General features: G+C 60.2%; 25 protein-coding genes and 1 riboswitch. Of the genes, 12 read left to right on the top strand and 13 right to left on the bottom strand.

What is annotated here, in order from left to right:
- Positions 1-38 precede the first annotated feature (38 nt).
- A complete protein-coding gene (locus FHS83_RS18730; protein ID WP_167084957.1) occupies positions 39-2,438 on the bottom strand; it encodes a TonB-dependent receptor plug domain-containing protein in 2,400 nt (799 codons plus the stop codon).
- A gap of 177 nt (positions 2,439-2,615) precedes the next feature.
- Positions 2,616-3,041, bottom strand: coding sequence for a DUF6491 family protein (locus FHS83_RS18735; protein WP_167084959.1), 426 nt, complete (start codon positions 3,039-3,041; stop codon positions 2,616-2,618).
- Positions 3,042-3,167: 126 nt separating this feature from the next.
- Between FHS83_RS18735 and FHS83_RS18740 the strand changes: the two genes are divergently transcribed.
- Genes FHS83_RS18740 through FHS83_RS18750 form a run of 3 tightly spaced genes read left to right on the top strand, consistent with a single transcriptional unit; the run spans position 3,168 to position 4,908 of the window.
- Positions 3,168-3,875 (top strand): DUF1003 domain-containing protein, encoded by a 708-nt coding sequence (locus tag FHS83_RS18740; RefSeq protein ID WP_208414959.1) that lies wholly within the window; start codon positions 3,168-3,170, stop codon positions 3,873-3,875.
- Between the two features lie 11 nt (positions 3,876-3,886).
- A complete protein-coding gene (locus tag FHS83_RS18745) occupies positions 3,887-4,147 on the top strand; it encodes a GlsB/YeaQ/YmgE family stress response membrane protein (protein WP_167084961.1) in 261 nt (86 codons plus the stop codon).
- Positions 4,147-4,908, top strand: a complete 762-nt coding sequence (locus FHS83_RS18750; protein ID WP_167084963.1) for a hypothetical protein — start codon at positions 4,147-4,149, stop codon at positions 4,906-4,908. The genes FHS83_RS18745 and FHS83_RS18750 overlap by 1 nt, the downstream gene beginning before the upstream one ends.
- A gap of 191 nt (positions 4,909-5,099) precedes the next feature.
- On the opposite strand, the gene FHS83_RS18755 is transcribed toward FHS83_RS18750, so the two are convergent.
- Positions 5,100-5,444: a hypothetical protein gene (locus FHS83_RS18755; RefSeq protein ID WP_167084965.1), complete on the bottom strand. Its 345-nt coding sequence runs from the start codon at positions 5,442-5,444 to the stop codon at positions 5,100-5,102.
- A gap of 153 nt (positions 5,445-5,597) precedes the next feature.
- On the opposite strand from FHS83_RS18755, the gene FHS83_RS18760 reads away from it, so the two are divergent.
- Positions 5,598-6,029: a hypothetical protein gene (locus tag FHS83_RS18760; protein WP_167084967.1), complete on the top strand. Its 432-nt coding sequence runs from the start codon at positions 5,598-5,600 to the stop codon at positions 6,027-6,029.
- Here FHS83_RS18760 and FHS83_RS18765 read toward each other — a convergent pair.
- Genes FHS83_RS18765 through FHS83_RS18780 form a run of 4 tightly spaced genes read right to left on the bottom strand, consistent with a single transcriptional unit; the run spans position 6,005 to position 8,576 of the window.
- Positions 6,005-7,234, bottom strand: coding sequence for an MFS transporter (locus tag FHS83_RS18765; RefSeq protein ID WP_167084969.1), 1,230 nt, complete (start codon positions 7,232-7,234; stop codon positions 6,005-6,007). The two genes, FHS83_RS18760 and FHS83_RS18765, sit on opposite strands and share 25 nt — an antisense overlap.
- A gap of 3 nt (positions 7,235-7,237) precedes the next feature.
- The gene (locus tag FHS83_RS18770; protein ID WP_167085643.1) at positions 7,238-7,567 is read right to left on the bottom strand and encodes a hypothetical protein; all 330 of its coding nucleotides are present in this window, start codon (positions 7,565-7,567) and stop codon (positions 7,238-7,240) included.
- Entirely contained in the window at positions 7,567-8,133 is a 567-nt protein-coding gene (locus FHS83_RS18775) for an isochorismatase family protein (protein WP_167084971.1), read from the bottom strand. The genes FHS83_RS18770 and FHS83_RS18775 overlap by 1 nt, the downstream gene beginning before the upstream one ends.
- A 2-nt stretch (positions 8,134-8,135) precedes the next feature.
- Positions 8,136-8,576, bottom strand: a complete 441-nt coding sequence (locus FHS83_RS18780; RefSeq protein ID WP_167084973.1) for a MarR family winged helix-turn-helix transcriptional regulator — start codon at positions 8,574-8,576, stop codon at positions 8,136-8,138.
- 183 nt (positions 8,577-8,759) lie between these two features.
- Here FHS83_RS18780 and FHS83_RS18785 point away from each other — a divergent pair, with 183 nt between their 5' ends.
- Both FHS83_RS18785 and FHS83_RS18790 read left to right on the top strand, forming a co-directional pair.
- Positions 8,760-9,212, top strand: a complete 453-nt coding sequence (locus FHS83_RS18785; protein ID WP_167084976.1) for a hypothetical protein — start codon at positions 8,760-8,762, stop codon at positions 9,210-9,212.
- A 3-nt stretch (positions 9,213-9,215) separates the two neighbouring features.
- Positions 9,216-9,581, top strand: coding sequence for a hypothetical protein (locus FHS83_RS18790; protein ID WP_167084978.1), 366 nt, complete (start codon positions 9,216-9,218; stop codon positions 9,579-9,581).
- Positions 9,582-9,589: 8 nt separating this feature from the next.
- Here FHS83_RS18790 and FHS83_RS18795 read toward each other — a convergent pair whose 3' ends face one another.
- Together FHS83_RS18795 and FHS83_RS18800 are read right to left on the bottom strand one after the other, a co-directional pair.
- Entirely contained in the window at positions 9,590-10,498 is a 909-nt protein-coding gene (locus FHS83_RS18795; RefSeq protein WP_167084980.1) for an alpha/beta fold hydrolase, read from the bottom strand.
- Between the two features lie 151 nt (positions 10,499-10,649).
- Entirely contained in the window at positions 10,650-11,666 is a 1,017-nt protein-coding gene (locus FHS83_RS18800) for a glycoside hydrolase family 43 protein (protein ID WP_167084982.1), read from the bottom strand.
- Positions 11,667-12,107: 441 nt separating this feature from the next.
- On the opposite strand from FHS83_RS18800, the gene FHS83_RS18805 reads away from it, so the two are divergent.
- The gene (locus tag FHS83_RS18805) at positions 12,108-12,455 is read left to right on the top strand and encodes an endonuclease domain-containing protein (RefSeq protein ID WP_208414961.1); all 348 of its coding nucleotides are present in this window, start codon (positions 12,108-12,110) and stop codon (positions 12,453-12,455) included.
- Between the two features lie 255 nt (positions 12,456-12,710).
- Here the strand turns inward: FHS83_RS18805 and thiC are convergent, their stop codons facing one another.
- On the bottom strand, positions 12,711-14,540 hold the full coding sequence (thiC, locus tag FHS83_RS18810; protein WP_167084984.1) for a phosphomethylpyrimidine synthase ThiC: 1,830 nt from the start codon (positions 14,538-14,540) through the stop codon (positions 12,711-12,713).
- A riboswitch (TPP riboswitch) is annotated at positions 14,534-14,676 on the bottom strand. (Overlaps the previous gene by 7 nt.)
- Before the next feature lie 174 nt (positions 14,677-14,850).
- Here thiC and FHS83_RS18815 point away from each other — a divergent pair.
- Positions 14,851-15,600, top strand: coding sequence for a hypothetical protein (locus FHS83_RS18815; protein ID WP_167084986.1), 750 nt, complete (start codon positions 14,851-14,853; stop codon positions 15,598-15,600).
- 240 nt (positions 15,601-15,840) lie between these two features.
- On the opposite strand, the gene FHS83_RS18820 is transcribed toward FHS83_RS18815, so the two are convergent.
- Positions 15,841-16,587, bottom strand: a complete 747-nt coding sequence (locus FHS83_RS18820) for a creatininase family protein (protein ID WP_167084988.1) — start codon at positions 16,585-16,587, stop codon at positions 15,841-15,843.
- 178 nt (positions 16,588-16,765) lie between these two features.
- Between FHS83_RS18820 and acs the strand changes: the two genes are divergently transcribed.
- The 4 genes from acs to FHS83_RS18840 all read left to right on the top strand — a co-directional run bounded on the left by acs (position 16,766) and on the right by FHS83_RS18840 (position 22,458).
- Positions 16,766-18,706, top strand: a complete 1,941-nt coding sequence (gene acs, locus FHS83_RS18825; RefSeq protein WP_167084990.1) for an acetate--CoA ligase — start codon at positions 16,766-16,768, stop codon at positions 18,704-18,706.
- Positions 18,707-18,812: 106 nt separating this feature from the next.
- Complete coding sequence (locus FHS83_RS18830; RefSeq protein ID WP_167084992.1) at positions 18,813-21,347, top strand: TonB-dependent receptor; 2,535 nt, start codon at positions 18,813-18,815, stop codon at positions 21,345-21,347.
- 410 nt (positions 21,348-21,757) lie between these two features.
- Entirely contained in the window at positions 21,758-21,901 is a 144-nt protein-coding gene (locus FHS83_RS18835) for a hypothetical protein (protein ID WP_167084994.1), read from the top strand.
- 158 nt (positions 21,902-22,059) lie between these two features.
- Positions 22,060-22,458, top strand: coding sequence for a metallopeptidase family protein (locus FHS83_RS18840; RefSeq protein ID WP_167084996.1), 399 nt, complete (start codon positions 22,060-22,062; stop codon positions 22,456-22,458).
- A 13-nt stretch (positions 22,459-22,471) separates the two neighbouring features.
- Here FHS83_RS18840 and thpR read toward each other — a convergent pair whose 3' ends face one another.
- Both thpR and murJ read right to left on the bottom strand, forming a co-directional pair.
- Positions 22,472-23,005 (bottom strand): RNA 2',3'-cyclic phosphodiesterase, encoded by a 534-nt coding sequence (gene thpR, locus FHS83_RS18845; protein WP_167084998.1) that lies wholly within the window; start codon positions 23,003-23,005, stop codon positions 22,472-22,474.
- 23 nt (positions 23,006-23,028) lie between these two features.
- On the bottom strand, positions 23,029-24,561 hold the full coding sequence (gene murJ / locus FHS83_RS18850) for a murein biosynthesis integral membrane protein MurJ (RefSeq protein ID WP_167085002.1): 1,533 nt from the start codon (positions 24,559-24,561) through the stop codon (positions 23,029-23,031).
- Between the last annotated feature and the right edge of the window lie 78 nt (positions 24,562-24,639).

The following is a 24,639-nucleotide window of genomic DNA, read 5'->3' on the forward strand; positions in this document are numbered from 1 at the left end:
AAAGGAGCGGCGTTTGCGGCACCGCCCCCTTGCGTGATTTAGAACTTCAGATCGTAGCGCAGGTAGTAATTGCCGCCATTCACGTCGTAAGGCGCGTTGCGCGAGTAATCGATGCCGCGGCTGGCCTGGAAGATCGCCTTTTCAGGATAGAAGTTACCGACATTCTCCGCACCCAGGCGGATCGAAGCCTTGTCGGTGAGGTTGTAGGTGACGGCGAGATCAACAAATTCCATCGAACCGAAGCGCTGGAAAATGAGACCCGAGGTGTTGCCGGTCGAATCCGTCCAGGGGCCATAGAAACGCAGGCGGCTCATGAACTCGAAATCGCCGATGGCATAGGTCGCCGTGGCCGAGGCGTTGTGCTGTGGTACGCCCTGCTCGAAGACCTTCTTCTGCGAGGTGTTGGTCGCCGCCGCCGTCGTGCCCCCGGTTACCTTGGTGGCGGTGTAGCTATAGGCGCCGGAAAGACGCAGATGGCCAGCGCCAAGATCGGTGCCGTAATTGCCCGTGACTTCCACACCGCGGGTCATGGTGTTGAAGTCGTTGGTGAAGAAGTTGATCGAGGTGAAGCTCGTCGCCCCCGGCACATTCTGCGCCACCAGGTTTGCACGCGTGGCAGCGTCAATGGTGATGGTGCTGGAGGTGGAGAAGCGGCTGCGCAGGTCGGTCTTGAACGCATCAATCGAACCGGTGAAGCCATTGCCCGCATCGAACACCATGCCAAGCGTCGCGGTCTTGGAGGTTTCCGGCTTCAGCTGATGCGCACCGAAGGCCATTGCGACCGGGTTGGTCGTACCCAAACGGCCGTTGGTGTAGAGCAGCAGCGTCTTGGTATCGAGGCCCTGACTGGTCGAGGTCGCGTTGTTCTGGCCCGGCGACGGCGCCTTGAAGCCTGTCGAATAAGAGCCACGGAAGGCAAGACCCGGCATGACTTCGTAACGGGCGCCGAATTTGTAGTTAAAGGTATTGCCGAAGTCGGAATACTCTTCGTCACGCAACGCCACTTCGAGCTGCAGCGCCTTCGTCACTTGCGCTTGCAGATCGATGTAGCCGGCATAGCTCGTCTGCCCCCAGCTTCCGGCTTGCGTATCGGCAATGCCCGGAAAGCCGTTCGAGGCCGCGGCCAAGCCGTAATTGGCGCCAGGACCGACCTGATAGGAAGCCTTATCGCCCGCCTTCATCTGGAAGGTCTCGTCGCGATATTCCGCACCGAAAGCGACGTTCAACGGCTCAGCGAAGAACGGCAGAGCCCAGCGATAGACGGCATCGGCGTTGAGATTGAGTTCGGATTCGATCATGTGGCCGAGATTGAAATTATGCGGGCTGTTCGGACCGAGCGAGGCGTTGATCGAATTGTTGAGGAAGAAGCGGCTGTTGTTGATGCCATAGGAAACCGAGGTGTCCCAGGTGAAATCATCGGAGCTTGTGTGGCGCAGACCCGCCGCCATCTGGGAATCGAGCGCGTTGACGCCCTCATCCGGGGTGAAGCCGGTCGGCCAGATGGTCTTGAGGTCAAAACCCGGAAACGCCGCCGTGGTCTTATAGACTGAGGTCTGCGTATCGGGATTGCGCCAGTTGATGTCGTTATGCTGGCGCGAAGCGGCCAGCGTCGCGAAAGCATAGGCTTCGACGTAATCGGTCAGATTCTCGCTAGCATCGAAAGCGGCCTTGATGCCCTGCATATCGGGGTTACCCCAGCGCTGCACCGGATTGGGCACGGAAAGCGAGGGATGCGCCGCCTGGAACGCCACCGCGTCATCGCGCTGATGGGTGCGCGAGGTTTCATTGGCCTTCTGATATTCGACCGTCAGCACGGCGTGGCCGCCATTGGGCAGCTCCACACCGCCACGCGCGCCCACCTGCAAGGTCAGGCCGTCACCATAGTAATATTGCGAGAGCTGGCCATAGGTGGCGACATCAGTGTCCTTGTTGAGCAGGATGTTGACCACACCGGCGATGGCGTCGGAGCCGTATTGCGCCGAAGCGCCGTCGCGCAGCACTTCGATATGGCCGGTGGCGTAATTGGAAATCATCGCGAGGTCGGAAGCCTGCGCGCCATTGGCGCCCAAAAAGGCCGAGCGATGGAAGCGCTTGCCGTTGACCAGCACCAGCGTCATGTCGGGCGACAGGTTGTTCAGCGAGGCCGGGCGGATGAACTGCGTGCCATCCGAAGATGGCAGACGCTTGACGTTGAAGGACGGCACCAAGGTCGCCAGCGTCTGGTCGATGCTCGGCGATGCGGTAGAGCGCACAAAGTCGGTGTTCAGAACGTCAATCGGCGAGAGCGAGGTGAATTGCGTCTGGCCGCGATCGCGCGTTCCCGTGACGATCACTTCTTCGGTCTGGTCGAAGGCCAAATCGGCGGCCTGAGCCGCAGCCGTCATGGCGAACAAGGATGCGCCGAGCAAGGCAAGGCGGCGCGTCGGGACGTTGGTCATTTACCCCTCCAAATGGAATGAGGGGCGTATGGCTGCGTTACATGTCAGCGCCGTAACGTTGTCATGACGGTTAAGCTCAAAAAATGTGTTTTAAAACAGGCGTCTGCATAGATTGCAGAAGGCGCGCGGGCACGCCAGGAGAGAACACCCCCGCGTGCCCCGCTACCTTTATAAGGCCTAGTACTCGGCCAAGGGCTGCTTATTGGCGCGGGCAACTTTGTCTGCCTGCTCCATATCCTTGGTGTAGGGCTGAACTTTCGTCACCCAGCAGGCGTCATTCGCGACCTGACTGACCCCGCCGCCGCGCATGATGAGACGATCACCGCGATCGACGCAGGAGCCGGGAATATTCCCGCCGATGCCGCGGAACCCCGCGCCAAACGCCCAGTTCAGATCACTGCAAAGCCCTGCCAGACTGACAAGGTATTTGCGCCCGAAGCGATCATTAACAACCATGGATTTCTTGTCACGTGATCCCCAGCCATCGACATCGCTATGGCGCAGGCACACACTTGTCCGGGCTGGTGCTGGCGCGTCTTCGGCCAAGGCGGGGACCGCCGTGCCGGCCAAGACCACAGCCGCGAGGAAAAGCCTCTTCGTCATGGCATACTCCTCCTAGAAGATTTCGCCCCGAATGAAATCAAACCCTCGATGAACAGCGGATGAACCGTGGCTGGTCTTCGCCGCACATTGGGATAGTTTATGACACCATCACAGGAGCTGATGTCCATGGCCCCTCCCCCTGTCAAATGTGCCATCTGCGGGCAAACCAAACCGGCCAGCGAAACCATTCCGGGCATACTGGTGCGCCCGGCCATCGACGCTTTGATCCGTAAGAAACATCCCGAGTGGAGCCTGAGCGACACTATATGCACTACCTGCCACAACGCCTTCCGGATGCAATATGTCCAGGAGCAGGTGCAGAAGGACCGGGGCGAGCTTTCCAATCTGGAAAATGAAGTGGTGGAGAGCATCCGCCAGAACCAGATCGTCACCGACAATATCAATAGCGAATTCGAGACCCATCAGACGCTGGGCGCGCGGGTCGCCGACAAGGTGGCCGAGTTCGGCGGCTCGTGGAAGTTCATCTTTATCTTCTTCGGCGTGATGGCGGTTTGGATCCTGTGCAATACCGTGCCGCTTCTGTGGCGGCCATTCGATCCCTATCCCTTCATCCTCTTCAACCTGGTGCTCTCCATGCTGGCGGCCATCCAGGCGCCCATCATCATGATGAGCCAGAACCGCCAGGAGACGCGCGACCGGATGCGGGCCGAAAACGACTATCAGGTCAATCTGAAGGCCGAGATCGAAATCCGGGTGCTGACCGAGAAAATGGACCAGCTTCTGCACCATCAATGGCAGCGCCTGCTTGAAATTCAGCGCCTGCAGACCGAAATGATAGAGGATCTGGCGAACCGCACGGCCTCGCCGAAATAACAGGGGGTAGCATGTCCATTCTGGGCTGGATTTTCTTTGGCCTCATCACCGGCTTTATCGCTTCCAAGGTCGTCAACGCGCATGGCCAGGGCTGCATTCTCAACATCGTGCTCGGCATTGTCGGCGCGGTGGTAGGCGGGGCGCTGTTCAACTTTCTGGGCGAACCGGTCTTCTATCATTTCAGCTTCAAATCGATGCTGATCGCCATTCTGGGCGCCATCGTCGTGCTGCTGGTATGGAACGCCCTCACCGGCCGTAAAGGCCTTCGCTGATGCGCGCCAGATGGCTGGCCGTGGCGGTGCTGATGTGGAGCAGCGCCCAGGCCCAGCCGATCGAGCTTTCCGGCAGTATCGGCGGGCGGCAGGTCGTGGCCGATCTCAACCGCAATGGCGATACCGTCTCGGGCTGGCTTTACAGCTTGAAAAATGGCACCCAGCTTCGCCTCGAAGGCCAGCTTGTGCCGCAAGGTCTTTTCGACATCACCGCCTTCAACGCCGCCAGCAATACGCGCGCCGGGCGCTTCACCGGCCGCATCAAGAACGGGCATTGGACGGGAAACTGGCGCGATAACGGTGCCAAGGCAAAGAAACCTGTCGCGCTCGATAATCTGAGCAATGTCTCCCCGCCGGATGGGCGTTACCGCTGCACCACGCGCCGCCATGACGAGAGTTTCGGATTTTCCTTGCGCCACAGCCTCGATTTGACGCTTTCCGGCGGCAAGGTGAAAGGACTGACGCTGACCCGCCAAACCAAATCCGATGGCGAAAACGCCCAAAGCTGCCGCCTTACCGCGGGCGATCTGAAACAGGCCCCCGGCAAAGGTACCATCATCTTGCGTGCTAAGGCCGATCCCGCCCGCTGCACCTTACGCATTTTATCGGCGGGCGATTACCTTCTCATCCGCCCCGGACGTACCGATCAGGCGGGCGATGACTGCCGGGCTGCGGCAAGCTCACAGTTCTGCAGCGCCAACGCGTTTTGGTCCGATCTCGTGATCAACAAGAAGAGCCAAAGCTGCAAAAGCGTGGAGTGAGGCTGCTAGCATCCTTCCGCGCATCCCTTGGCTGTCATCCCGGACGCGCCGCGAAGATTTCTCCAATGGCACATTGGCGCGATCCGGGATCTACCTGGAAATCTGACCTGCGATGGGGTGGGTCCCGGCTCTACGCATTGCGCTGGCGCGCAAGCTGCGGCCGGGATGACAAATTAGGAAAGGCACTCTCCCTACTTCTTCAGCGGCAGGTCGTCTTTTTGCGGTGCGTAGGGTTCGATTTTTGTCACGCGGCAGGATTGGCGATCTGAGCCGATGGTGGCGATGACCATGTCGCCCTGGCTGATGCAATGGAACTCTGCCGAGAGGCCGAAGCCATCCGCCGATTGCAGATGATGGCAGCTTGTGGTGAGCCGGACCGGCGGCTTCTTCGGCCCGATGCTGCTTTCGACATAGACCTGAATATTGTTGAGCGGCTTGGCGATGTAGGACGAGCCGGGATCGATGCACGCCGCCTTCTCCGCCGCAAACGCCGGAACGGAAACTAGCAAGGCCGCCAATCCATAGAGAATCTTCATGAGCTCTCCCTCGGGGTTCGCGTGCATTCTACACCCTCTCCCGCCAAGAGGGCACGTTACGACTGAACGAGAAATGAACGCCGGCCTTGCCTTCCGGTTCAGGCCCATGCGCTAATATGGCCTTCCTGAAGCCGCCCTTCCTAAGGCAAGACCATGCAGAAAACCGCCGCTTTGGCCACCGCAGCCGCCCTTCTTTTCTCCGCCACCGCAGGGGCCACGCCCATTACCGACTGGAAAGAGGTGAGCAAAGTCGCCGGAGCCATTCCCACGGCCGCAGGCGCGCCACTGCTCAAGCGCATGGAAAGCTGCAAGATGAAGATCCACAAGGACACGTCTTGGATCGAGACCCGCAATGTGGCCTGGCGCGATTACGGCGCCAAACCCGGCGATACCGTTCTGAAGCTGGTCTTCGATGTGCCGCCCGTGCCCAAGCAGCCTGGCCCCACCGCTCCCAACCTGCCGCAACTGAATGTGGTCGCCGTCTGGGTGATATCGAAGGGCAAAGCCTCGCCGCTGTCGACCTGGGCCAACGCCTTGCAGAACCGCCCGGTGCCGCTGGGCTATGACGACAGCAACAACTGCTGAGCCTTTTTACGCAGATGCGCGAAGTATAGAAGCGCGGCGGCAGCAGCCAGAATACCAGAGGCGGCCGCCACGCCCATCGCCCAGCGCGGGCCCCACATATCGGCCACCCACCCCACCAGCGGCGCGCCCAAAGGCGTTCCGCCCAAGGCCAGCGCGAGATAAATCGCCAGCACCCGCCCACGCATTTCGGGCGCGGTGGTCAATTGCAGAAGACCATTGCAAGAGGTGTTGAAGGTCTGCGCCGCGAGCCCGATCACCACAAGCATCGCCGCGAAGAGGCCATAGCTCGGCGCCACCGCAGCCGCGATGCAGCCAATTCCGAACACGCCTGCGCCGAGCAAGAGCTGGCGCATGGAAGGGTTCGCGCGCGAGGCCGCGATCAGCGCCCCCATCAAGGTGCCCACCGCCATAATCGACACCGAGACACCATATTGCCCGGCGCCAGCATGGAACTCGCGCACCGACATGGTGGAGATGAAAATCGGAAAGTTGAGCCCGAAGGTGCAGATGAGGAAAGCCATCACCAGCGCGGTGATGAGATCATTGCGCCCTGCGATATAGCGCAAGCCCTCCATCAGCCCGCCATTGGTTTTGCTGCGTCTCGGTTTGGTGATGCAGGCCGTCTTCAGCCGCCACAGCGTGGCAAGCACCACTGCAAAAGACGCCGCGTTGATGATGAAGACCCAGCCCGTACCAACCGCGGCGATCACCGCGCCCGCCACCGCAGGGCCAATCATGCGCGCGGCATTGAACGAGGTGGAGTTAAGGCCCACCGCGTTGACGAGATCGCCCTCGCCCACCAGATCAGAGACAAAGGCCTGGCGCGCGGGCAAATCCAGCGCGGCGGCACAGCCGAACAGAAAGGCGAGCACATAGACCTGCCACAGCTCGGCGACGCCGAGTATGACGAGCAAGCCTTGCACCAGCGTGACCAAGCCGAGCGCGCTTTGGGTGAAGATGAGGAATTTGCGCCGGTCAAAGCGATCCGCCGCCCAGCCGCTCCAGGGAAGAAGCAAGAGCTGCGGCACGAATTGCAGCGACATGACAATGCCGACCGCGCTGGCGTTGTTATGGGTGAGTTCCGTCAGCACCAGCCAATCCTGGGCGATGCGCTGCATCCAGGTGCCGATATTGGAGACCAGTGCGCCGGCAGCCCAAATGCGATAATTGCGATTGGCCAGCGAGCGGAAGGTGGTGAAAAACATACGCTACCGATCAAGCGGCGCGTTGCCGCCGTAAAAACGCCCAAACAACCGTGCCGACACCACCCCCATCACGAGCAGACCAAGACCTGCGGCCAAGACCTGGTCAGCAGCACGCAGATCAAACCGGCCTACATGGAGGATGAGAAGATAGGCGATAACCACGTTCGCAAATCCCCAAAGCACATTCACCGTTGACGACGAGAGACCGACGCCATGCGGTTTGGCGAAGGGCGTTTGAAATGGCCGCCCCATCATGCCACTGACGAAATGCGGGATCGCATTGGCGAAAAAGGCACCGCCGAACAGATAGGCCAGATCGTGAAGTCCCTCCATCATGCAGAGGCCCCTTTCAGAACATCCAATATTTCCTGCACCGTCCCGGTCTCGCCGAGCCGCGGGAAAATGCGCGTCAGGCTGTTGTCGTGTGCCGCGGGAACAAGATCCGCCATCGCGTCGATGGCGAAGGCGATGTCGAAGCCCGCTTCGAAGGCCTGGCGCGCGGTGGTCTCCACCCCGATGGAAGTCGAAACCCCGCAGAGCACGATCTGCGTGACGCCGTTTGCGCGGAGCCATTCTTCAAGGCCGGTCTTGGTGAAGGCGCCCCAGCTATGTTTTTCGATTTGATGGTCGCCGGGTTGCGGGTTCAGCGCGGGCAGAATCTCGGCGAAATCGGGCGGCAGCTGCGGAATGGCGCGAGACTGATCGGCGCGGCGCGGCGTGGATGACGGCACCACATGCACCAGCACCACAGGCAGATTCTTAGCGCGAAAAGCTTCGGCGAGACGCGCGGCACGGGCGACGACCGGTGCGGTAACCTCCTGCTGCGCCATGGCGACAATGCCCTTTTGCAGATCGATGACCACCAGCGCGGTCTTGGGGTCGATGGCGGTGATGGGCATGGCTAATCCTTCTCGGCGAGGCGGCGCAGAAGCGCCAGCGCGTCGCAAAGCTGTTTTTGTTCGGGTGCGGAGAATTTCTGCTTGATCCTACGCATCAGCCAATCCTCGCGCGCGGCTCTGCGGGCGCGAACAAGATCGCGCGCGGACGGCGTGAGGGACAGAAGCGTGCGGCGGCCATCATTGGGATCGGGCTGGCCCTGGACGAAGCCCGCTTTTTGCAGCGCCGCCACCGTCTCGCCCATGGACTGCGGACGCACGCTTTCGGCGCGGGCAAGCTCACTGACCGTGCAAGGCCCGGCGCGATCAAGCTGACCCAGGACGCTGAGCTGGCCCCAAGACATATCATTGGGCGGCGCTTCTTCGCGAATGCGGCGCTTTAAGAGCACCATCACCTCACGCAACTCCCCCGCCACTCCGGCGGCACTATCCTGCGGCTTTGCCATAATCGAGGTCTAGCATATAGGAAGGTAACCTGTAAAGGTCACCTGAAAAGGTTACCTTCCTTTCTAGGGTACGGCTAAGATGACGCCAACGCCGCAATATCCCTCTATTACAAGACAATTACTGCTTGCATGTAGGGTGTAATACATACAATTATAAATTGGGGTTTGAGATCGGGGGCCGTCATGCGCCGCCATGCAAGTGTTTTCGTCCTGATGATTTTCCTTTCAGGATGTACGAGCCTTTTCGCGCCGCCGCCCAACCTTCAGATCATCGACAAGCTGAGCGAAGCTTCGACCACGGTGCACAAAATCGCAGCGGCCGCAGATCTCGGCGCGACGGATGCCGCCTCCTACAGCAAATATGAACCAGATTATGTGGCGACCTTGGGCGATCTTCGTGCCGCGGAAGCCATCGCCGACAGCCGCGCCAAGATCTACAGCGGGCGACCGGCGGGCGATGCCGGATCGGCGATCTCAGCCATGATCAAAAACTGCGAAACGAAGGTAAAAGTCGTCGCCGACCAGCACAAGAAGTCCGGCCTCACCTCCGACCAGCTCGCGCAATGGCTGGTCGAGCAGGATTGCGATCTGGCCCTGAAGGCCGAGACCCAGCTGAAATCCCTTTCCAAGGAATAGGCCATGAGCATCGATCTCAGCACATTCCGGCCCGCCAATGCCGGGGAATTGCTTCAAGGCATTCTCGATTACGTCGCACCCATTGCAGGCGGCGAATGGGAAAAAGCCGTGCCGGAGGTGAAGGGCTATCTCGAGACGGTGGCCCAGGCCGCCTTTCTCACCACCACACAATTGGCAGCAGGCAAGATCACCCAGGAACAGGCCGACCTCGCCTTTCACATGCAGGAGCTATCGCTCAATCAGATCCTGCTCTATTCGAAGGTGCTGACTTATGTGACCGCACAAAAGGTGCTGAACGGCGTCTTTCAAGTCCTTCTCAGCGCGGTTAAAAACACCACGGGCGTCGAGCTTTCCTGGCTTATCACCTGAACTTCCGGCTAATGGGAGAGGAAATCGACTACCAGCTTGGTGGTGGCGTCCGGGTTTTCTTCCATCACCCAATGACCGGAGGCCGGGATCACCCCGCCCTTCACATTCGTCGCGACAAAATTGAGCTCACCCGCCATGGCAGTGCCGTAAGACTTCTCCCCGCCAAGCGCGAGCACCGGCATGGTGAGCTTACCCTTGGCACTTAGAGCCTTGTTGTCGAGGCTGTCCTGCCTGAAGGCCTTGAACTGCTCGAACGCATCGTGGATGGCGTGCGGCTTGGCGTAATAGGCGGTGTAGTGAACGCGCGTCGCCTCATCGATCTTCTTGGGATCGGCGGAAAGCTCATTCCAGAAGCGATCAAGATAGATGCGCTCACGCCCCGCCACCAAACGCTCTTCATCGGGGCCATAGAAATTGAAATGCCAGGTCTTGGGATTGGAAAGCTGCGCCTCCCAATGACCGATGCCGGGCAGCGGCGCATCGATCACCACCCACTTGGTGATGCGGCCCGGATAGCTCGCCGCCAAGGCATAGCCGACCATATTGCCGATATCATGGGTGACGAGATCGGCTTTCGTCACATGCAGCCCATCCATCACGCCCGCGATGTCGGCGGCCTGGTTCTTCTTGGTGTAGCCGGTTTCGGGATGCTCCGAATTTCCCATGCCGCGCAAATCCGGCACGATGACGGTGTGGTTCGCCGCGAGCTTGGCCGCAATCGGGGCCCACATATCGCTGGTATCGCCAAAGCCATGCAGCAGCACGACGGCAGGCCCGGTGCCCCCGACGCGCACGGAAAGCTTGGTGCCGTTGGTGGCGATGGATTGGGTTTTGAAACTCGCCGGGAACGGCACAACCGCTGCACCAGCACTCGAAAGGCTGGCCAGAAAGAAGGCCACCGCAAAAGCTCGTCTCATATCCACACCCCGCCGGTAAGTATGCATACAGCATGCACATTTCCGGACGGATATACAATGTTTGTAGAACAGACGACTTTCCGCAGCGACACCTAAAGCAACAGCGCCGCTCATCGCGGCGCTGTCTTTCAGAACAAGGCTTTCGGCCAACTTAATCCGTGAACGGATCGATCATCGGGATCGTGCCATCCGGGTTGAACTTCAGCTCCGTCACCTTGACGCAGCGCAGGTGGTTCTTATCCGAGAGCTGGACGTCGTGATAGAAGAGCCACCACTTGCCTTTGAACTCCACCACGGAGTGATGGCTGGTCCAACCCTGCACCGGCAGCAGGAACTGGCCTTTCACGGTGAAGGGGCCGTAAGGATTGTCGCCGATCGCATAGCACAGGAAGTGCGTGTCGCCGGTCGAATAGGTGAAATAGTATTTGCCGTCCTTCTTGAAGAGCCAGGAGGCTTCGAAGAAGCGGCGGTCGTGATCGCCAGCCAGGATCGGCTTGCCTTCCTCGTCCAGCAGCACGACATCGCGCGCTTCATGGGCGAATTCCTTCATGTCCGGCGTCAACTTGGCGACTTTGGCGCAAAGCGCGGGCTTGTCGTCCTGATGCAGATCGGTATCCGAGCCGTTGGGATCGAATTTGCCGGTGGCCCAGCGCTGCAGCTGACCGCCCCAGATGCCGCCGAAATACATATAGGCTTCGCCGTCATCATCGACGAACACGGCAGGATCGATGGAGAAGCTGCCCTTGATGGCTTCCGGCTCGGGCTTGAAGGGGCCGACCGGCGATGTCGACGAGGCCACGCCGATGCGGAAGATGCCTTGCGGGTCGCGCGCCGGGAAATAGAGGTAATAGGTGCCGTTCTTGTAGGCCGCATCCGGGGCCCACATCTGCTTATCGGCCCAGGGGACATCCTCGACCTTAAGGCCGACCGGATGGGCGGTGGTGGGCGCGCCCGGCTCGTCCATGGAGAGGACGATATAGTCGTTCATGGCATATTGGTTGCCGAGATCGTCGTCGGGGATGCCCGCATCGATGTCATGGCTGGGGTAGACGTAAATCTTGCCGTCGAACACATGCGCCGAGGGATCGGCGGTGTAGATGTGCTTTACCAGCGGTTGCGACAGGTAGCGCCGGCCATTGGGTGCGCGCGTATCTGAATTATCTGCCATGTTTGTCTCCCGTTCTGGCTGCACAGGGGCCCGCCATGTCTGTGATTATGGGCATCATGCCTACACAAGTTAGCGCTACCAGCCAACTCACCTTTGCGAGACAGTTTGCGGCAGGGGAATAGGACAAACAGCCGGCTGGCGCGGCTTCGCGCCCATATTACCCTCTCCCCTCTCTTGGGAGAGGACGCGAAATCTTGCGTTTAGCGGCGCGCAAGATTGATCGGGCCGCACCCGTCGCCGCTAAGCGCTAGATTATGCTGGTGAGGGGACAGTGCGCGGGTCCCCCCTCACCTGAAAAATCATCGGAGTTAGCAGCGCGCCATTCCTTCCACTCGACGATCTTCGCGGCGCCCCGCTAACCCCGTGATTTTTCTTCCTCTCCCACGGAGGGGAGAGGGAATTTTGTGCTATTCTCACGGTGCTTTGTGAAGCGAGGGGATCATGAAGCATAGTTTTGCGCGAAAGCTACGCCGCGAGCAGACCGATGTTGAGCGCAAGCTATGGTATGCGTTGCGGGACCGGCGTTTTCAGGGTTTCAAATTCCGGCGGCAACAGCCGGTGGGTACTTATATCGTCGATTTCGTCTGCTTCGATGCCAAGCTGATCATCGAACTTGATGGCGGGCAGCATGGCGATGATGCGCACCTAGTTTACGACGGAGCACGCAGCGAAAGACTGAAAGCAGATGGCTTTCGTGTGCTCAGGTTTTGGAACTACGAGGTGATTGAGAATTTTGACGGGGTACTGGAGGGGATAGAGCGGGTACTCCCCCAAACCTGCAAAACGTGACATTTTTCGTCGCATCTCCCTCTCCCCTTTTGTGGGAGAGGACGCAAAATCTTGCGTTTAGCGGCGCGCAAGATTGCGGGAGCGGCACGCTTCGCCGCTAAGCGCTAGATTTTGCTGGTGAGGGGGACGGTGCGCAGGTTCCCCCTCACCTGAAAAATCACGGGGTTAGCAGCACGCTGGCGACGATGCGGAAACACCGTGGATGCGCGCCACTAACCCCGTGATTTTTCTTTCTCTCCCACAGGGGGAGAGGGATTATTCCGCCGCGGGCTTGGTCCAGTAGATTTCGCTGCCGTGTTTTTTGAACTCTTCGGACTTCATTTCCATCGCCGCGCGGATGTCTTCGGTGGAGAGACCGTCGGAGGGGTTCCAGTCGTTCTTGCCGCGCGCGGCGTCGCGCACTTCCTGGCTGATCTTCATGGAGCAGAATTTCGGCCCGCACATGGAGCAGAAATGGGCGACCTTGGCACCGTCCGCCGGAAGGGTTTCGTCGTGATAGGTTTCCGCCGTTTCGGGATCGAGCGCGAGGGCGAACTGATCGCGCCAGCGGAATTCGAAACGCGCCTTACTCATGGCGTCGTCCCAAATGCGCGCGGCTGGATGGCCCTTGGCGAGGTCGGCGGCATGGGCGGCGATCTTATAAGCGATCACCCCCGCCTTCACGTCATCACGATCCGGCAAGCCGAGGTGCTCTTTTGGCGTGACGTAGCAAAGCATCGCGGTGCCGAACCAGCCGATCATCGCCGCGCCAATCGCAGAGGTGATGTGGTCATAGCCCGGCGCGACGTCGGTCGTTAACGGCCCAAGCGTATAGAAGGGAGCTTCATCGCAAGCGGTGAGCTGGCGATCCATATTCTCCTTGATCTTATGCATCGGCACATGGCCGGGGCCTTCGATCATCACCTGCACGTCGTGGCGCTGGGCAATGCGGTTGAGCTCACCCAACGTGTCGAGCTCGGCAAACTGCGCCGGGTCGTTGGCATCGGCGGTGGAACCCGGACGCAGGCCATCCCCCAAGGAGAAGCCGACATCGTATTGCTTCAAGATTTCGCAGATGTCTTCGAAGTGCGTGTAGAGGAAGTTTTCCTTGTGATGCGCGAGGCACCATTTGGCGAGGATCGAACCGCCGCGGCTGACAATGCCGGTGACGCGCGAAGCCGTCAGCGGAATATGGGCGAGACGCACGCCGGCATGGACGGTGAAGTAATCCACGCCCTGCTCGCATTGTTCAATCAGCGTGTCGCGATAAAGCTCCCAGGTCAGTTCCTCGGCAATGCCGCCGACCTTTTCCAGCGCCTGATAGATCGGCACCGTGCCAATCGGAACCGGGCTGTTGCGGATGATCCATTCGCGGATAGTGTGAATGTGACGGCCGGTGGAAAGGTCCATCACGGTGTCCGCGCCCCAGCGGATCGACCACACCATCTTCTCGACTTCTTCCGACACGCCAGAGGTGACAATCGAATTGCCGATATTGGCATTCACCTTGGTGAGGAAGTTGCGGCCGATGATCATCGGCTCGGTTTCGGGATGGTTGATGTTGTTCGGAATGATGGCGCGACCGCGGGCGATCTCATCGCGGACGAATTCCGGCGTGATCTCGCGCGGGATATTGGCGCCGAAGGAATGGCCATCGGCCAGCTTCGACACGCCGAGGTTTTCGCGCGCGGCAATGAACTTCATCTCTTCAGTGATGATGCCTTGGCGGGCGTAGTGAAGCTGGGTGACATTCTTGCCCGGCTTGGCGCGAAGGGGCTTCAGGCCCGCGCGATCAAACTGCGGCACCGACAAAAGCTCGCCGGGTTTCAGGCCGTCATCTTCGGGCTTCCTGGCGCGCTCGTCATATTCTTCCACATCGCCGCGAGCCAGAATCCACTCCTGGCGCAGGCGCTTTAGGCCCTTCTCGATATCGATCTCGGCGGATTGATCCGTATACGGACCGGATGTGTCATAGAGGCGGACCGGCGCCTCGCCGCCCGACAGCTTCACCTCGCGGAACGGCACCCCGTTCTCGATAAGCTTGTTCGAGCCGGGCAACGGACCACGGGTAATGGTCAAATGAGGATTACGGACGGGCTGGTTCATGACTGGCCTCTCCCTACGCCGGTGTTAGCCGGATCAGGTTCAAAGGGACCCGCACAATTGCGATCTCAGCCGCCCTGGCCGGGCCCGCACGATGCTTACGGCCCGACTCGCCAAGGTGGCGCCCCTGGGATTTGTGACAGATGATGTTGGGTGCGGCGGGCTGTCAAGACCGCATCCCAACCCAGACTAAGGCCCAGGCGCGAATTTTACCCCAAAGCGGGTATACCCGCGCGATCACTGTGTCTTTTGCGCCCTATTGCGCCTTGCGGAACCGGATTAAGAACGGCGCAGTTTTGAGTCCGAGCTGCCCATGTCCCTGCGTCTGAATTTGCTGCTTCTGTGCCTGGCCCTGTTCGTGGGCGGGGCGACGCTGGTGTTCCAGAGCATCGACATGGCCGATTGGACCGATCCGGCCGCCGCCGAAGCGGTGCAGACCTGGGACCCGCCGGCCGAAAATCATGGGCCCGCCTATGACGCCTATAACAAGCGCTGGTTCAAGGCGATGGACGCGCTGCGCACGCCCAAATGGCCGACCCATGACGCGGGCGCGGCCCTGATGGCGCTGGGCGTCTCGATAGCGGCGGGCCTGTTCATGCTCCGCATCAAGACGGCGAGCGATGTCGCGACCTTAATGACCCCGCAATCGGGCGTGGCAATCTATTTCACCGCCGCCGCGGGCTGGTTCGGCTATGCGGGCGCCTCCATCCTGGCGCTGCTCGAAGGTTTCGACCGCTTTCAGTTCCCGCCCTGGGACGACACGCTGGTCGTGCCGATCATCGCGATTTCCGTCTTCGCCGTGGTCGGCTGGCTGGCGGCGAGCGTGGTGATGTTTTTGATTTTGCGCCACGCGCCCCTGCCCGCCCCGCTCTGGGTCTGGCGCAAAGACATGCCGATGCATGATTGGCTGTATACGGGCTTTGCGGGCGTTGCCGTGCTGCTCGGCGCCGAAATCCTGCGCGAGACTTATCTCTATGGCCACTGGCTGGCAGTGCCTTGCGTGCTGCAATGCGTCTACGCCGCGCTGTGCATCCGCGCCGTCGGCATCGCGCGAGGGAAGTAAGCTTCAAATTGGCCCCAGCGCGCGTAACCTCCCCCTCGTGGGGATATATTTCGCATGTGAGCCACAGACACCCAAAATTGTCTTGGCCCGCGACTGCGGGCCATCCAGGTCTCGCGGTACCATTCTTTAGTTTCAACGTCTAGGATTGAGCAACACCACCTGGGTCGCCCGCAGTTGCGGGCGATGACACATAGGTGAGGCAAACACCCGGTACCCTCCCCACCAGGGGAGGTCATTAGGCTAAGCGCCCGCGAAATTCCGAAACTCGCGCACCAGGGAATGGACGGCGGTTTCGACCAGACGTTTGCCGGCGGCGGGGTTGGCCAGCGTCGGGTCAGAGCCGATACGGCCATCGGGATAACGGCGGCGAAAATCCTCTGCATCGAAGATCGGACCCGATGGCGCGATTCGCACCGGGAAGTCGGCGTATTTGACCGCTTGCGGGAAAAGATACTGCGTCACCGAAATCTCGGACGGGGTGGCGTGATTGCCCTCGCCCACCGGGAAAAGCTCGCGGATGGTTTCGGAGACGCCCGCCAGCTCCCACCAATTGCGCAAGCTGCAGCGCAAGGTCGGGCTGTTCTCATGCCCGGGATTGATGCTGGAGCCGTGCTGAATTTCGGCGAAGGCCGCGTTCATCGTGGCGACATTGCCGCCATGGCCATTCAGCCAATAAATCCGCTCAAAACCATGACGGCGCAGCGAATTGGCCCAATCGGTCATGGCCGCGATCATGGTCGAGGGGCGAAGCGTCAGCGTGCCGGGAAAGGCCAAATGATGCTGGGCCTGGCCGACATTGAAGGTCGGCGCCACCAGAAACCCGCCCTCCTCGCCCGCGCGCCGGGCGATCTCTTCGGAGCAGAGCGCGTCGGTGCCCAGAAGCCCGATGGGGCCGTGCTGTTCGGTGGAGCCGATGGGAACGAGAATGGCCTTGGAATGCTGAAGGTAGGATTCGATTTCAGGCCAAGTCGAGAGGTGAAGCTGCATGGAAGGTTAGCTTCTTGAAAGGTTACCGGTTTCGGCCGCTATCAAACCGCGAAGACCGAAAATTACCACTAAGGATTAGAGCCTACTCCCGGCGTCATCCCGGCGCTTTGCCCTTGAAGGGGGCGCGGCGAAAGGACACAATAGAATTATAACAAATCAAGTATTTAGGGAGCACGAAATGCACGAGACGGTCATTCCCGTATCGCCGGATTGGGCCGAGGGCGCACTGATAAACCGCGCGCGCTATGAGGAAATGTATGCGCAGTCTATCGCCGATCCGGAAGGGTTCTGGCGCGATGTGGCCAAGCGCATCGACTGGATCAAGCCTTTCACCAAGGTGAAAGACGTCTCCTATGACCCCGCCGATTTTCGCATCCGCTGGTTCGAGGACGGCACGCTGAACGTCTCAGCCAATTGCATCGACCGCCACCTCGCCAAGCATGCGGATAAGACCGCCATCTTCTGGGAAGGCGACAGCCCGACCGAGATGCGCAACATCACCTATCAGCAGCTGCATGATGAGGTCTGCCGCTTCGCCAATACGCTGCTGGCACACGGGGTAAAGAAAGGCGACCGCGTCACCATCTATATGCCGATGATCCCCGAAGCGGCCTTCGCGATGCTCGCCTGCACGCGCATCGGCGCGGTGCATTCGGTGGTGTTCGGCGGCTTCTCTCCCGACAGCCTTGCCGGACGCATTCAGGATTGCGGCTCCACCGTCGTCATTACCGCCGATCAAGGTATTCGCGGCGGCAAGACCGTGCCCTTGAAAGCCAATACCGATCTCGCCCTCACCCAATGCCCGGATGTGAAGCATGTGCTGGTGGTCAAGCGCACAGGCGCCAAGGTGCCGATGATGGCGGGGCGCGATGTCGATTACTTCGAATTCGCCGCCACCATGCCGACCACATGCAAGCCGGTGGAAATGGGCGCGGAAGATCCGCTTTTCATCCTCTACACCTCCGGCTCGACCGGTAAGCCCAAAGGCGTGCTGCACACGACGGGCGGTTATCTCGTCTATACCGCATTCACCCATGAGGTGGTGTTCGATTATCGCCCTGGTGATGTCTATTGGTGCACCGCCGATGTCGGCTGGGTGACCGGGCACAGCTATCTTCTCTATGGCCCGCTCGCCAATGCGGCCACCACGGTGATGTTCGAAGGCATTCCGAACTATCCGAACGTCTCGCGCTTCTGGGAAGTGATCGACAAATACAAGGTCAGCATCTTCTACACCGCCCCGACCGCGATCCGCGCGCTGATGCGCGATGGCGAAGAGCCGGTGAAATCCACCAGCCGCGCCTCTCTGCGCCTTCTCGGAACGGTGGGTGAGCCGATCAATCCGGAAGCTTGGCTTTGGTATCACCGCGTCGTCGGTGAAGAGCGCTGCCCGATTGTCGACACCTGGTGGCAGACCGAAACCGGCGGCATTCTGATTTCACCCCTGCCCGGCGCCACCGATCTGAAACCGGGTTCGGCGACCAAGCCGCTCTTCGGCATCAAGCCCGAGCTGGTGGACAGCAATGGCAACATCCTGGAAGGCGCGGTGAGCGGCAATCTGGTGCTCGCCGATTCCTGGCCAGGACAGATGCGCAGCGTCTATGGCGACCATCAGCGCTTCATCAATACCTATTTCCGCACCTATAAGGGCAAATACTTCACCGGCGACGGCTGCCGCCGCGATGAGGATGGCTATTACTGGATCACCGGCCGCGTCGATGACGTGATCAATGTCGCCGGGCATCGCTTAGGCACGGCGGAAGTGGAATCCGCACTGGTGGAAAACACCAAGGTCGCCGAAGCCGCGGTGGTCGCCTATCCCCATGAGGTCAAAGGTCAGGCGATCTACGCCTATGTCACCTTGAAAGCCGGGCAGCCGGTGACCGACACCCTCGCCGACGAGCTGAAGAAATTCGTCGCCGAGCATCTGTCGCCCATCGCCAAGCCGGACGTGATTCTCTTTACGCCCGCGCTGCCAAAGACCCGGTCCGGTAAGATCATGCGCCGCATCCTGCGCAAGATCGCCGAGGGCGATACCTCCAATCTCGGCGATACCTCGACCTTAGCCGACCCATCGGTGGTCAGCGAATTGATCGAGCGCGCCAAACAAACCTCCTGATCCCTACTGGTTTCTGTTGGGATTGTTGCTTGCGCGTGTCAGTACTTCACAATACTGACACGCGCCTACCCTAGCGATTGGGGGTATGTAACCGAGGGGGTTTTTCATGCCGATCCGTTTTCATGCGGTGTCGCTGGCCGTTCTGGCGGCCGCCATGCTGCCTGCTGCTGCTGAGATGGCCGACAGCCAAAATAGCTTCATCGAGACCGTGACGGTCACGGCACAAAAACGCGTCCAGAACCCGATCGAAGTGCCGATGGCGCTGACCGCCTATTCCGGCGACTTCCTGAAGAAAATCGACGCGCAGGAATTCGACAAGCTCTCGCTCTATACGCCGGGCTTCGTGGTGCAGAACCAATCGCCGAATAATCCCGGCCTGGTGCTGCGCGGCCTGACGCTGGATAGCGGCGACTCCAGCCAGGAACCACGCGTCTCGGTGTTCGAGGACGACGTTTCGATCTCCACCACCCGCGCCACCTATATCGAACTCTTCGATATCGAACGCGTCGAAGTGGCGCGCGGACCGCAAACCACCCTGTTCGGTCGCGCGGCGCTGATGGGCGGCGTCAATGTCATCCAGAACAAGGCCGATCCTTCCGCCAAGAGTTTCGCCCTTGGCGCCGAAGCGGGCGACTACGGCTACTGGATGGCCGAAGGCATGGCCAATATCCCGCTTTCGGATGATTTCGCGGTGCGCGTCTCCGGCCGCGCCAAGACCCGTCAGGGCTATGTGAAGAACCTTCTGGGCGGCGCCGATTACAACTCGGTCGGCACCATCGCGGGGCGCCTCGCCTTCAATTACAAGCCGACGGACGCCCTGAATGTCGATGTGATCTTCAACTATGAATCCGACAAGCCCTCGGGCACCTCATTCAAATCCGGCACCTTCGCGCCCTTCGATCCCAATACCGGCGCGGTGCTGGGCAACCTCGACCATAATAGTGGCGCGGCGCTCACCACCGTCCCTGGCTTCGAGAACAACAAGCAGCTCGGCCTTGACCGCAAGGTGTGGGATGCCAAAGCGCTTGTCAGCTACACTCTCACTCCGGCGGTGAAGCTCTCCTCGGTCACGGCCTATCGCCGCTTCGACAGCGAAGAAGTGTTCGATCCGGATGGCTTCAGCCAACCGCTCCTGGTTTCCGCCGAAGACGCGCGCGGCGATCAGTTCAGCCAGGAGCTGCGCGTCAATTACGATGACGGCGGACGCTTCAGCGCATTTGGGGGTGTGGACTATTTCTATTCCAATGTCTCGCAGCGCGTGCCGCTGCAATTCGACGAACGCCTGGCCCTGACGCTTCTGACCGGCCAGAACCCCATGCTCGCCCAGCCGACCGCTTTCTTCTCGACCCCAACCTTTGTCGGCGGTTATGCCCCCGCGCTCGTGCAGGGCTTGGCGCAAGGCCTCTATTTCAAGAATTTCGGCACCCTTTACGCCATGCCGGCTGCCACCGCGGCGGGCATCGCCAAAAATCTAAAAGCCAATCACTGGGAACAGTCGGAAAATTTCGGCAAGACCAAATCGGTCGACCTTTATGCCGATGTGACCGTGAAGGTAACGGAAGCGTTCGAACTCGAAGGTGGCGTGCGATACACCACCGACGACAAGGTTACCTCCTATGCGGCGACCACGGCGGACCGCTCGGTATTGGGCGGGCTGATCGGAGCGATGAGCCTTCCAGCCCCCATGCGTGATGCCGTGATCGGCGGCCTTGCCACGCCGGGTGCGGGGTCTACCTCAGCCATCCCGGCGAGCCTCTTGCCCGCCTTTGCGCTCTTTTATCAACCGACGGCGAATAACGGCGACAAGATCGCCAAGGGCTTCTCCGATGACGGCCTGACCTGGCGCTTCTCGGCGCGCTACGCGCTCGACAAGGATTTGAGCCTTTACGCCAACTACGCGCGCGGGCGCCGCCCCAAGGTGCTGACGGCCCTTACCCCGTCTCAGCCCTTCGGTCCGCCGAACTTCTCACCGGCCGACGCCGAAACGGTCGACTCCTACGAAGTCGGCGCCAAAACGGAAGCTCTGGACGGTAAGCTGCACGCCGACATCGCCGTCTACACCTACCAATACGCCAACTTCCAAACCGTGATGATGCTCAACAACACGCCCATCACCACCAATGCCGGTCACGCCAATGCCTGGGGCATTGAGAGCCAGCTCGAATGGGCCATCACCGACTGGGCGGATTTCTTCGGCACCTACGCCTATAACCGCGCCCGCTTCGCCGGGACGAGCATGTATAAGGGCAACCAATTCCGCCTCAATCCCGACCACAAGCTCTCCGCCGGACTGGCGCTGCATACCGAGATGTTCGGCGGCACGGTGACGCTGCTTCCGACCTATACCTTCCAGTCGAAGATCTATTTCGACGACGACAACGACATCGCAGCGCTGCAGACCGGTCACCTTCTGCCCGATACCAAGCAGGACGAATTGCAGAAGTCCTATGGCCTATTTAACGCGCGGCTGAGTTACGCACCCGAAAACGCGATCTGGTCGGCCTCAGTATTTGTGAACAACGTCTTCAACCGGAAATACATCAAGGATGCGGGCAATGCGGGCGATAATCTCGGCATCCCGACCTTCATCGCTGGCGAGCCGCGTTTCTTCGGAGTCGCGGTGGCGTTGAAGACCCACTAATTTCGCATCACAGCCATCTCAAACGGCTCGCCCAGAAATGAGGCGGGCCGTTTTTGTTTGCGTAATATTCCTTACTCGAAAAATTCCAAACAAATCATAGATTTCTCAGGTCACTTTAGCGGCACGCAGAAAGGCTTGAGCAATGACAATCATGGGCGGCCTCGTCGCGAACGAACGTCACGATCTCCAACCGGAACAGCGCGGGACGCTTGGCCGTTGGGCGGATAGAAACAGCTGGGCAGTGTTTATCGCACTCAACCTGGCCTTCTGGCTGTGTGTCGCGGCACTGTTCGCACTCGCGTAAGTGGGCCTTACGGATTGCTACAGTTCGCTAACCGTCAGGAGAACACCTCATTGGATTTTGTGTGACGCTTCTGTAAAACGGACAAGTCGCAGGAAGGACCAAGATAATGGCCACCATCGATTTCGAGGAAACACCGCACGGATTTGAAGCCTGGATGATGCATCACGGCGCCGCGAAGGCGCTGATCGGATGCCTCGTATTCTGGGTACTCTTCGGCATCGGCATCTACTCCGCCGTTCAGTATCTGTAGATTACCCTATACACTCCATGTCTCGCATAGGGGGCGAGCATGGCGGTGCGCCTATCCGTTAAAAGTCGATGACGATCGAGTCGATTTTGAGCGCCCGTCCCTCTGATGCTGAGTTCGGCTTCGGCTCGCACTCTTGGGTTTGCAGAGGTGGTGACTAAATGGGCGGCGCGGAATTTTGGGGCAAGGCCCCTAGCCTGGACGATCTCCAAACCATAGCCGCCAACGCTTTCCGGTCTCTGCCGGAGGAATTCCGCAGCCTTTGCGGAGATGTGCCGCTGGTGGTGCAGGATTTTCCCGACGACGATGTGGTACTCGAAATGGAGCTCGACAGCCCGTTCGAAATCCTAGGGCTGTTTCAAGGCCCCACTCTCGCCGAGCGGGACGTCATCACCATCCCCTATCAGACGATGATTTTTCTCTATCGCCGCCCCATCCTGGATTACTGGGCGGAAAACGATGAGACCCTGCCCACCGTGATCCGCCATGTGCTGATCCATGAGATCGGCCACCATTTCGGCCTCTCCGACGCGGATATGGACCGCATCGAGCGCGCATAGAATTTGGGCGTGCTTAGAAATACAGCGGGTATTCTTTTTCAATCCGGTAGATGCTGCCGTCCGTCGTCAGCTTGGACGAATAGAGGCAGAAACTGTCCGCCTCGAATTCAGGGCTCGCGTAAAGCCCATACTGGGTCAGCCAACTTCCCACCGCTCCGAACGGCGCATGCTTCAGCCGCGCCAGGGTGACATGCGGGGTGAAGCGGCGACCATCCGATTCCAGCCCGATGCGCTGGCAGGCGCTTTCGATCTTCTTTTGCAGATGGCTGAGCTTTTCATTCGGCGCCACCCCCGCCCAGAGATCGCGCGGCGTGTTGCCGCCGAAACTGCCCGTCGCCTTGAGCTGCAGGGTGAAACCCGGCGCCATGATGCCCGCCAGCGCATCATCGATCAGCCCCATCTCATGACCGTCCACCTCGCCGATGAAGCGCAAGGTGAGATGAAGCTGCTCGCGTTTCTGCCAGCGCGCGCCCGGCACACCGCCCTGCAACGGCCAAAGCGTCGAAGCGACCTCATCGGGTATGGGAAGCGCCACAAACAGCCGCATCGGATGCCTCGTTTCCGGTTCGGTTAAGAACGCCGCAAAGGCAGATACCGGCGGAAAGCCAGCACCGCCGCGCCATAACAGATCGCGCTGAGCAGCATGGCGAGGCCCAGGGTGGCTAGATCGCGCCAGAACTTGGCGAGATGCGCGAGGCCAAGCGGCTCCACCAGCATGACGCCGAGATAAGCGCCCGCCCCTGCCAGCACGGCAGCCAAAATGCAGGGCCCCACCGCACGGCGGAGCTGCGGCAGGATATGCAGATATTCGGCGCGGCGGCTGAACCAGAGGAGCAAGCCGACATTCACCCAAGCGCCGATGGCGGTCCCGAGCGCCAACCCCGCCACGCCCCAGCCGAGCCCCATCACGGTGATGAACTTCACCGCCATGTTCGCGGCGATAGAGGTCATGGTCGCCTTGGCGGGGGTGCCGGTTTCGCCGCGGGCATAGAAACTCGCCGCCACGATGCGGATCAGCACCATCGCCGGAAGCCCAAGCCCATAGGCCGCCAGCACCAACGCGGTTTGCGCCGCCGCTTTGGCGTCAAAGGCGCCATGGGAAAGGATGGCGCGGACAATCGGCTCTGGAATGAGCAGGAACACCGCTACGAAAGGCAAGGTCAGCAACAGCGCCATGGCGGCGGAGCGATTCTGCGCCGCATCCGAGCCCGTGACATCGCCGATGGCGAGGCGCTTGGACATATCGGGCAACAGCACCGTGCCGAGCGCGATACCGAGCACCCCGAGCGGTAGCTGGTTAATGCGGTCGGCATAGTAAAGCGCCGTCACACTACCAGCCGGCAGAAAGCTCGCCAGAATCGTATCGACAAAAGGCAGCGCCGTGATCGAGAGCGTGCCAAAGGTCACCGCCCCCACCGCTTTGAAGAATTCCTTGATCTCCGGCGTCCAGCGCGGCCGGACCAAGCGCAACCGCAGCCCGTCGCGACTCGCCGCCCAGATCATGAAGGCAAACTGCGCCACGCCGCCGATGGTGACACCCCAGGCCGCAGCGTAAGCGGCATTGGGAAACAAGAAGGCCAGCAACAAGCAGGCGATCATGCTGAGATTGAGGAAATTCGGCCAAGCCGCCGCCGCCCAGAACTTGTCGATGGCGTTCAGCATGCCGGAAAGCTGGACTACCACCACGGTCATGATCAAATACGGAAAAGTGATCCGCGACAGCGTTGTCGCAAGGTCCATCTGGCCGGGATGCTCACCAAAGCCGGGCGCCGTCGCCGCGATCACCCACGGCATGGCCAAGAGCGCCACGACCAGCAAAACCGCCTGAATCAGTATCTGCCAGGAGAAGACCTGATCGCCGAAGCGCGCCGCCGCCTCAAGCTCGCCCTTGCCATGCAGGGCGGCGTAACGCGGCACAAAAGCCGGGGTCAGCGTACCTTCGCCGAAAATCGCCCGAAACCAGTTCGGGAAGCGAAAAGCGACCACGAAAGTGTCGGACAGCACTCCATGGCCCAGAATGGCCGCTTGGAGAACGTCGCGAATAAGTCCGGTTATCCGGGACAGGAGCGTGAAGCCGCTGACCGATAAAAGTTTTTTGAACATGAATTTCCGGTAAGGAACCCGCGCAGATGGATGCGCTTTCTTACTCTTGTTCGGGCCCTTGGTCGATGCACTGGGTTT

Source organism: Rhizomicrobium palustre (assembly GCF_011761565.1).
Classification (GTDB): domain Bacteria; phylum Pseudomonadota; class Alphaproteobacteria; order Micropepsales; family Micropepsaceae; genus Rhizomicrobium; species Rhizomicrobium palustre.

Coding starts and splice junctions, on each gene's coding strand:
- FHS83_RS18730 (WP_167084957.1), bottom strand. CDS start 2,438: ATGACCAACGTCCCGACGCGCCGCCTTGCCTTGCTCGGCGCATCCTTG.
- FHS83_RS18735 (WP_167084959.1), bottom strand. CDS start 3,041: ATGACGAAGAGGCTTTTCCTCGCGGCTGTGGTCTTGGCCGGCACGGCG.
- FHS83_RS18740 (WP_208414959.1), top strand. CDS start 3,168: ATGGCCCCTCCCCCTGTCAAATGTGCCATCTGCGGGCAAACCAAACCG.
- FHS83_RS18745 (WP_167084961.1), top strand. CDS start 3,887: ATGTCCATTCTGGGCTGGATTTTCTTTGGCCTCATCACCGGCTTTATC.
- FHS83_RS18750 (WP_167084963.1), top strand. CDS start 4,147: ATGCGCGCCAGATGGCTGGCCGTGGCGGTGCTGATGTGGAGCAGCGCC.
- FHS83_RS18755 (WP_167084965.1), bottom strand. CDS start 5,444: ATGAAGATTCTCTATGGATTGGCGGCCTTGCTAGTTTCCGTTCCGGCG.
- FHS83_RS18760 (WP_167084967.1), top strand. CDS start 5,598: ATGCAGAAAACCGCCGCTTTGGCCACCGCAGCCGCCCTTCTTTTCTCC.
- FHS83_RS18765 (WP_167084969.1), bottom strand. CDS start 7,234: ATGTTTTTCACCACCTTCCGCTCGCTGGCCAATCGCAATTATCGCATT.
- FHS83_RS18770 (WP_167085643.1), bottom strand. CDS start 7,567: ATGGAGGGACTTCACGATCTGGCCTATCTGTTCGGCGGTGCCTTTTTC.
- FHS83_RS18775 (WP_167084971.1), bottom strand. CDS start 8,133: ATGCCCATCACCGCCATCGACCCCAAGACCGCGCTGGTGGTCATCGAT.
- FHS83_RS18780 (WP_167084973.1), bottom strand. CDS start 8,576: ATGGCAAAGCCGCAGGATAGTGCCGCCGGAGTGGCGGGGGAGTTGCGT.
- FHS83_RS18785 (WP_167084976.1), top strand. CDS start 8,760: ATGCGCCGCCATGCAAGTGTTTTCGTCCTGATGATTTTCCTTTCAGGA.
- FHS83_RS18790 (WP_167084978.1), top strand. CDS start 9,216: ATGAGCATCGATCTCAGCACATTCCGGCCCGCCAATGCCGGGGAATTG.
- FHS83_RS18795 (WP_167084980.1), bottom strand. CDS start 10,498: ATGAGACGAGCTTTTGCGGTGGCCTTCTTTCTGGCCAGCCTTTCGAGT.
- FHS83_RS18800 (WP_167084982.1), bottom strand. CDS start 11,666: ATGGCAGATAATTCAGATACGCGCGCACCCAATGGCCGGCGCTACCTG.
- FHS83_RS18805 (WP_208414961.1), top strand. CDS start 12,108: ATGAAGCATAGTTTTGCGCGAAAGCTACGCCGCGAGCAGACCGATGTT.
- thiC (WP_167084984.1), bottom strand. CDS start 14,540: ATGAACCAGCCCGTCCGTAATCCTCATTTGACCATTACCCGTGGTCCG.
- FHS83_RS18815 (WP_167084986.1), top strand. CDS start 14,851: ATGTCCCTGCGTCTGAATTTGCTGCTTCTGTGCCTGGCCCTGTTCGTG.
- FHS83_RS18820 (WP_167084988.1), bottom strand. CDS start 16,587: ATGCAGCTTCACCTCTCGACTTGGCCTGAAATCGAATCCTACCTTCAG.
- acs (WP_167084990.1), top strand. CDS start 16,766: ATGCACGAGACGGTCATTCCCGTATCGCCGGATTGGGCCGAGGGCGCA.
- FHS83_RS18830 (WP_167084992.1), top strand. CDS start 18,813: ATGCCGATCCGTTTTCATGCGGTGTCGCTGGCCGTTCTGGCGGCCGCC.
- FHS83_RS18835 (WP_167084994.1), top strand. CDS start 21,758: ATGGCCACCATCGATTTCGAGGAAACACCGCACGGATTTGAAGCCTGG.
- FHS83_RS18840 (WP_167084996.1), top strand. CDS start 22,060: ATGGGCGGCGCGGAATTTTGGGGCAAGGCCCCTAGCCTGGACGATCTC.
- thpR (WP_167084998.1), bottom strand. CDS start 23,005: ATGCGGCTGTTTGTGGCGCTTCCCATACCCGATGAGGTCGCTTCGACG.
- murJ (WP_167085002.1), bottom strand. CDS start 24,561: ATGTTCAAAAAACTTTTATCGGTCAGCGGCTTCACGCTCCTGTCCCGG.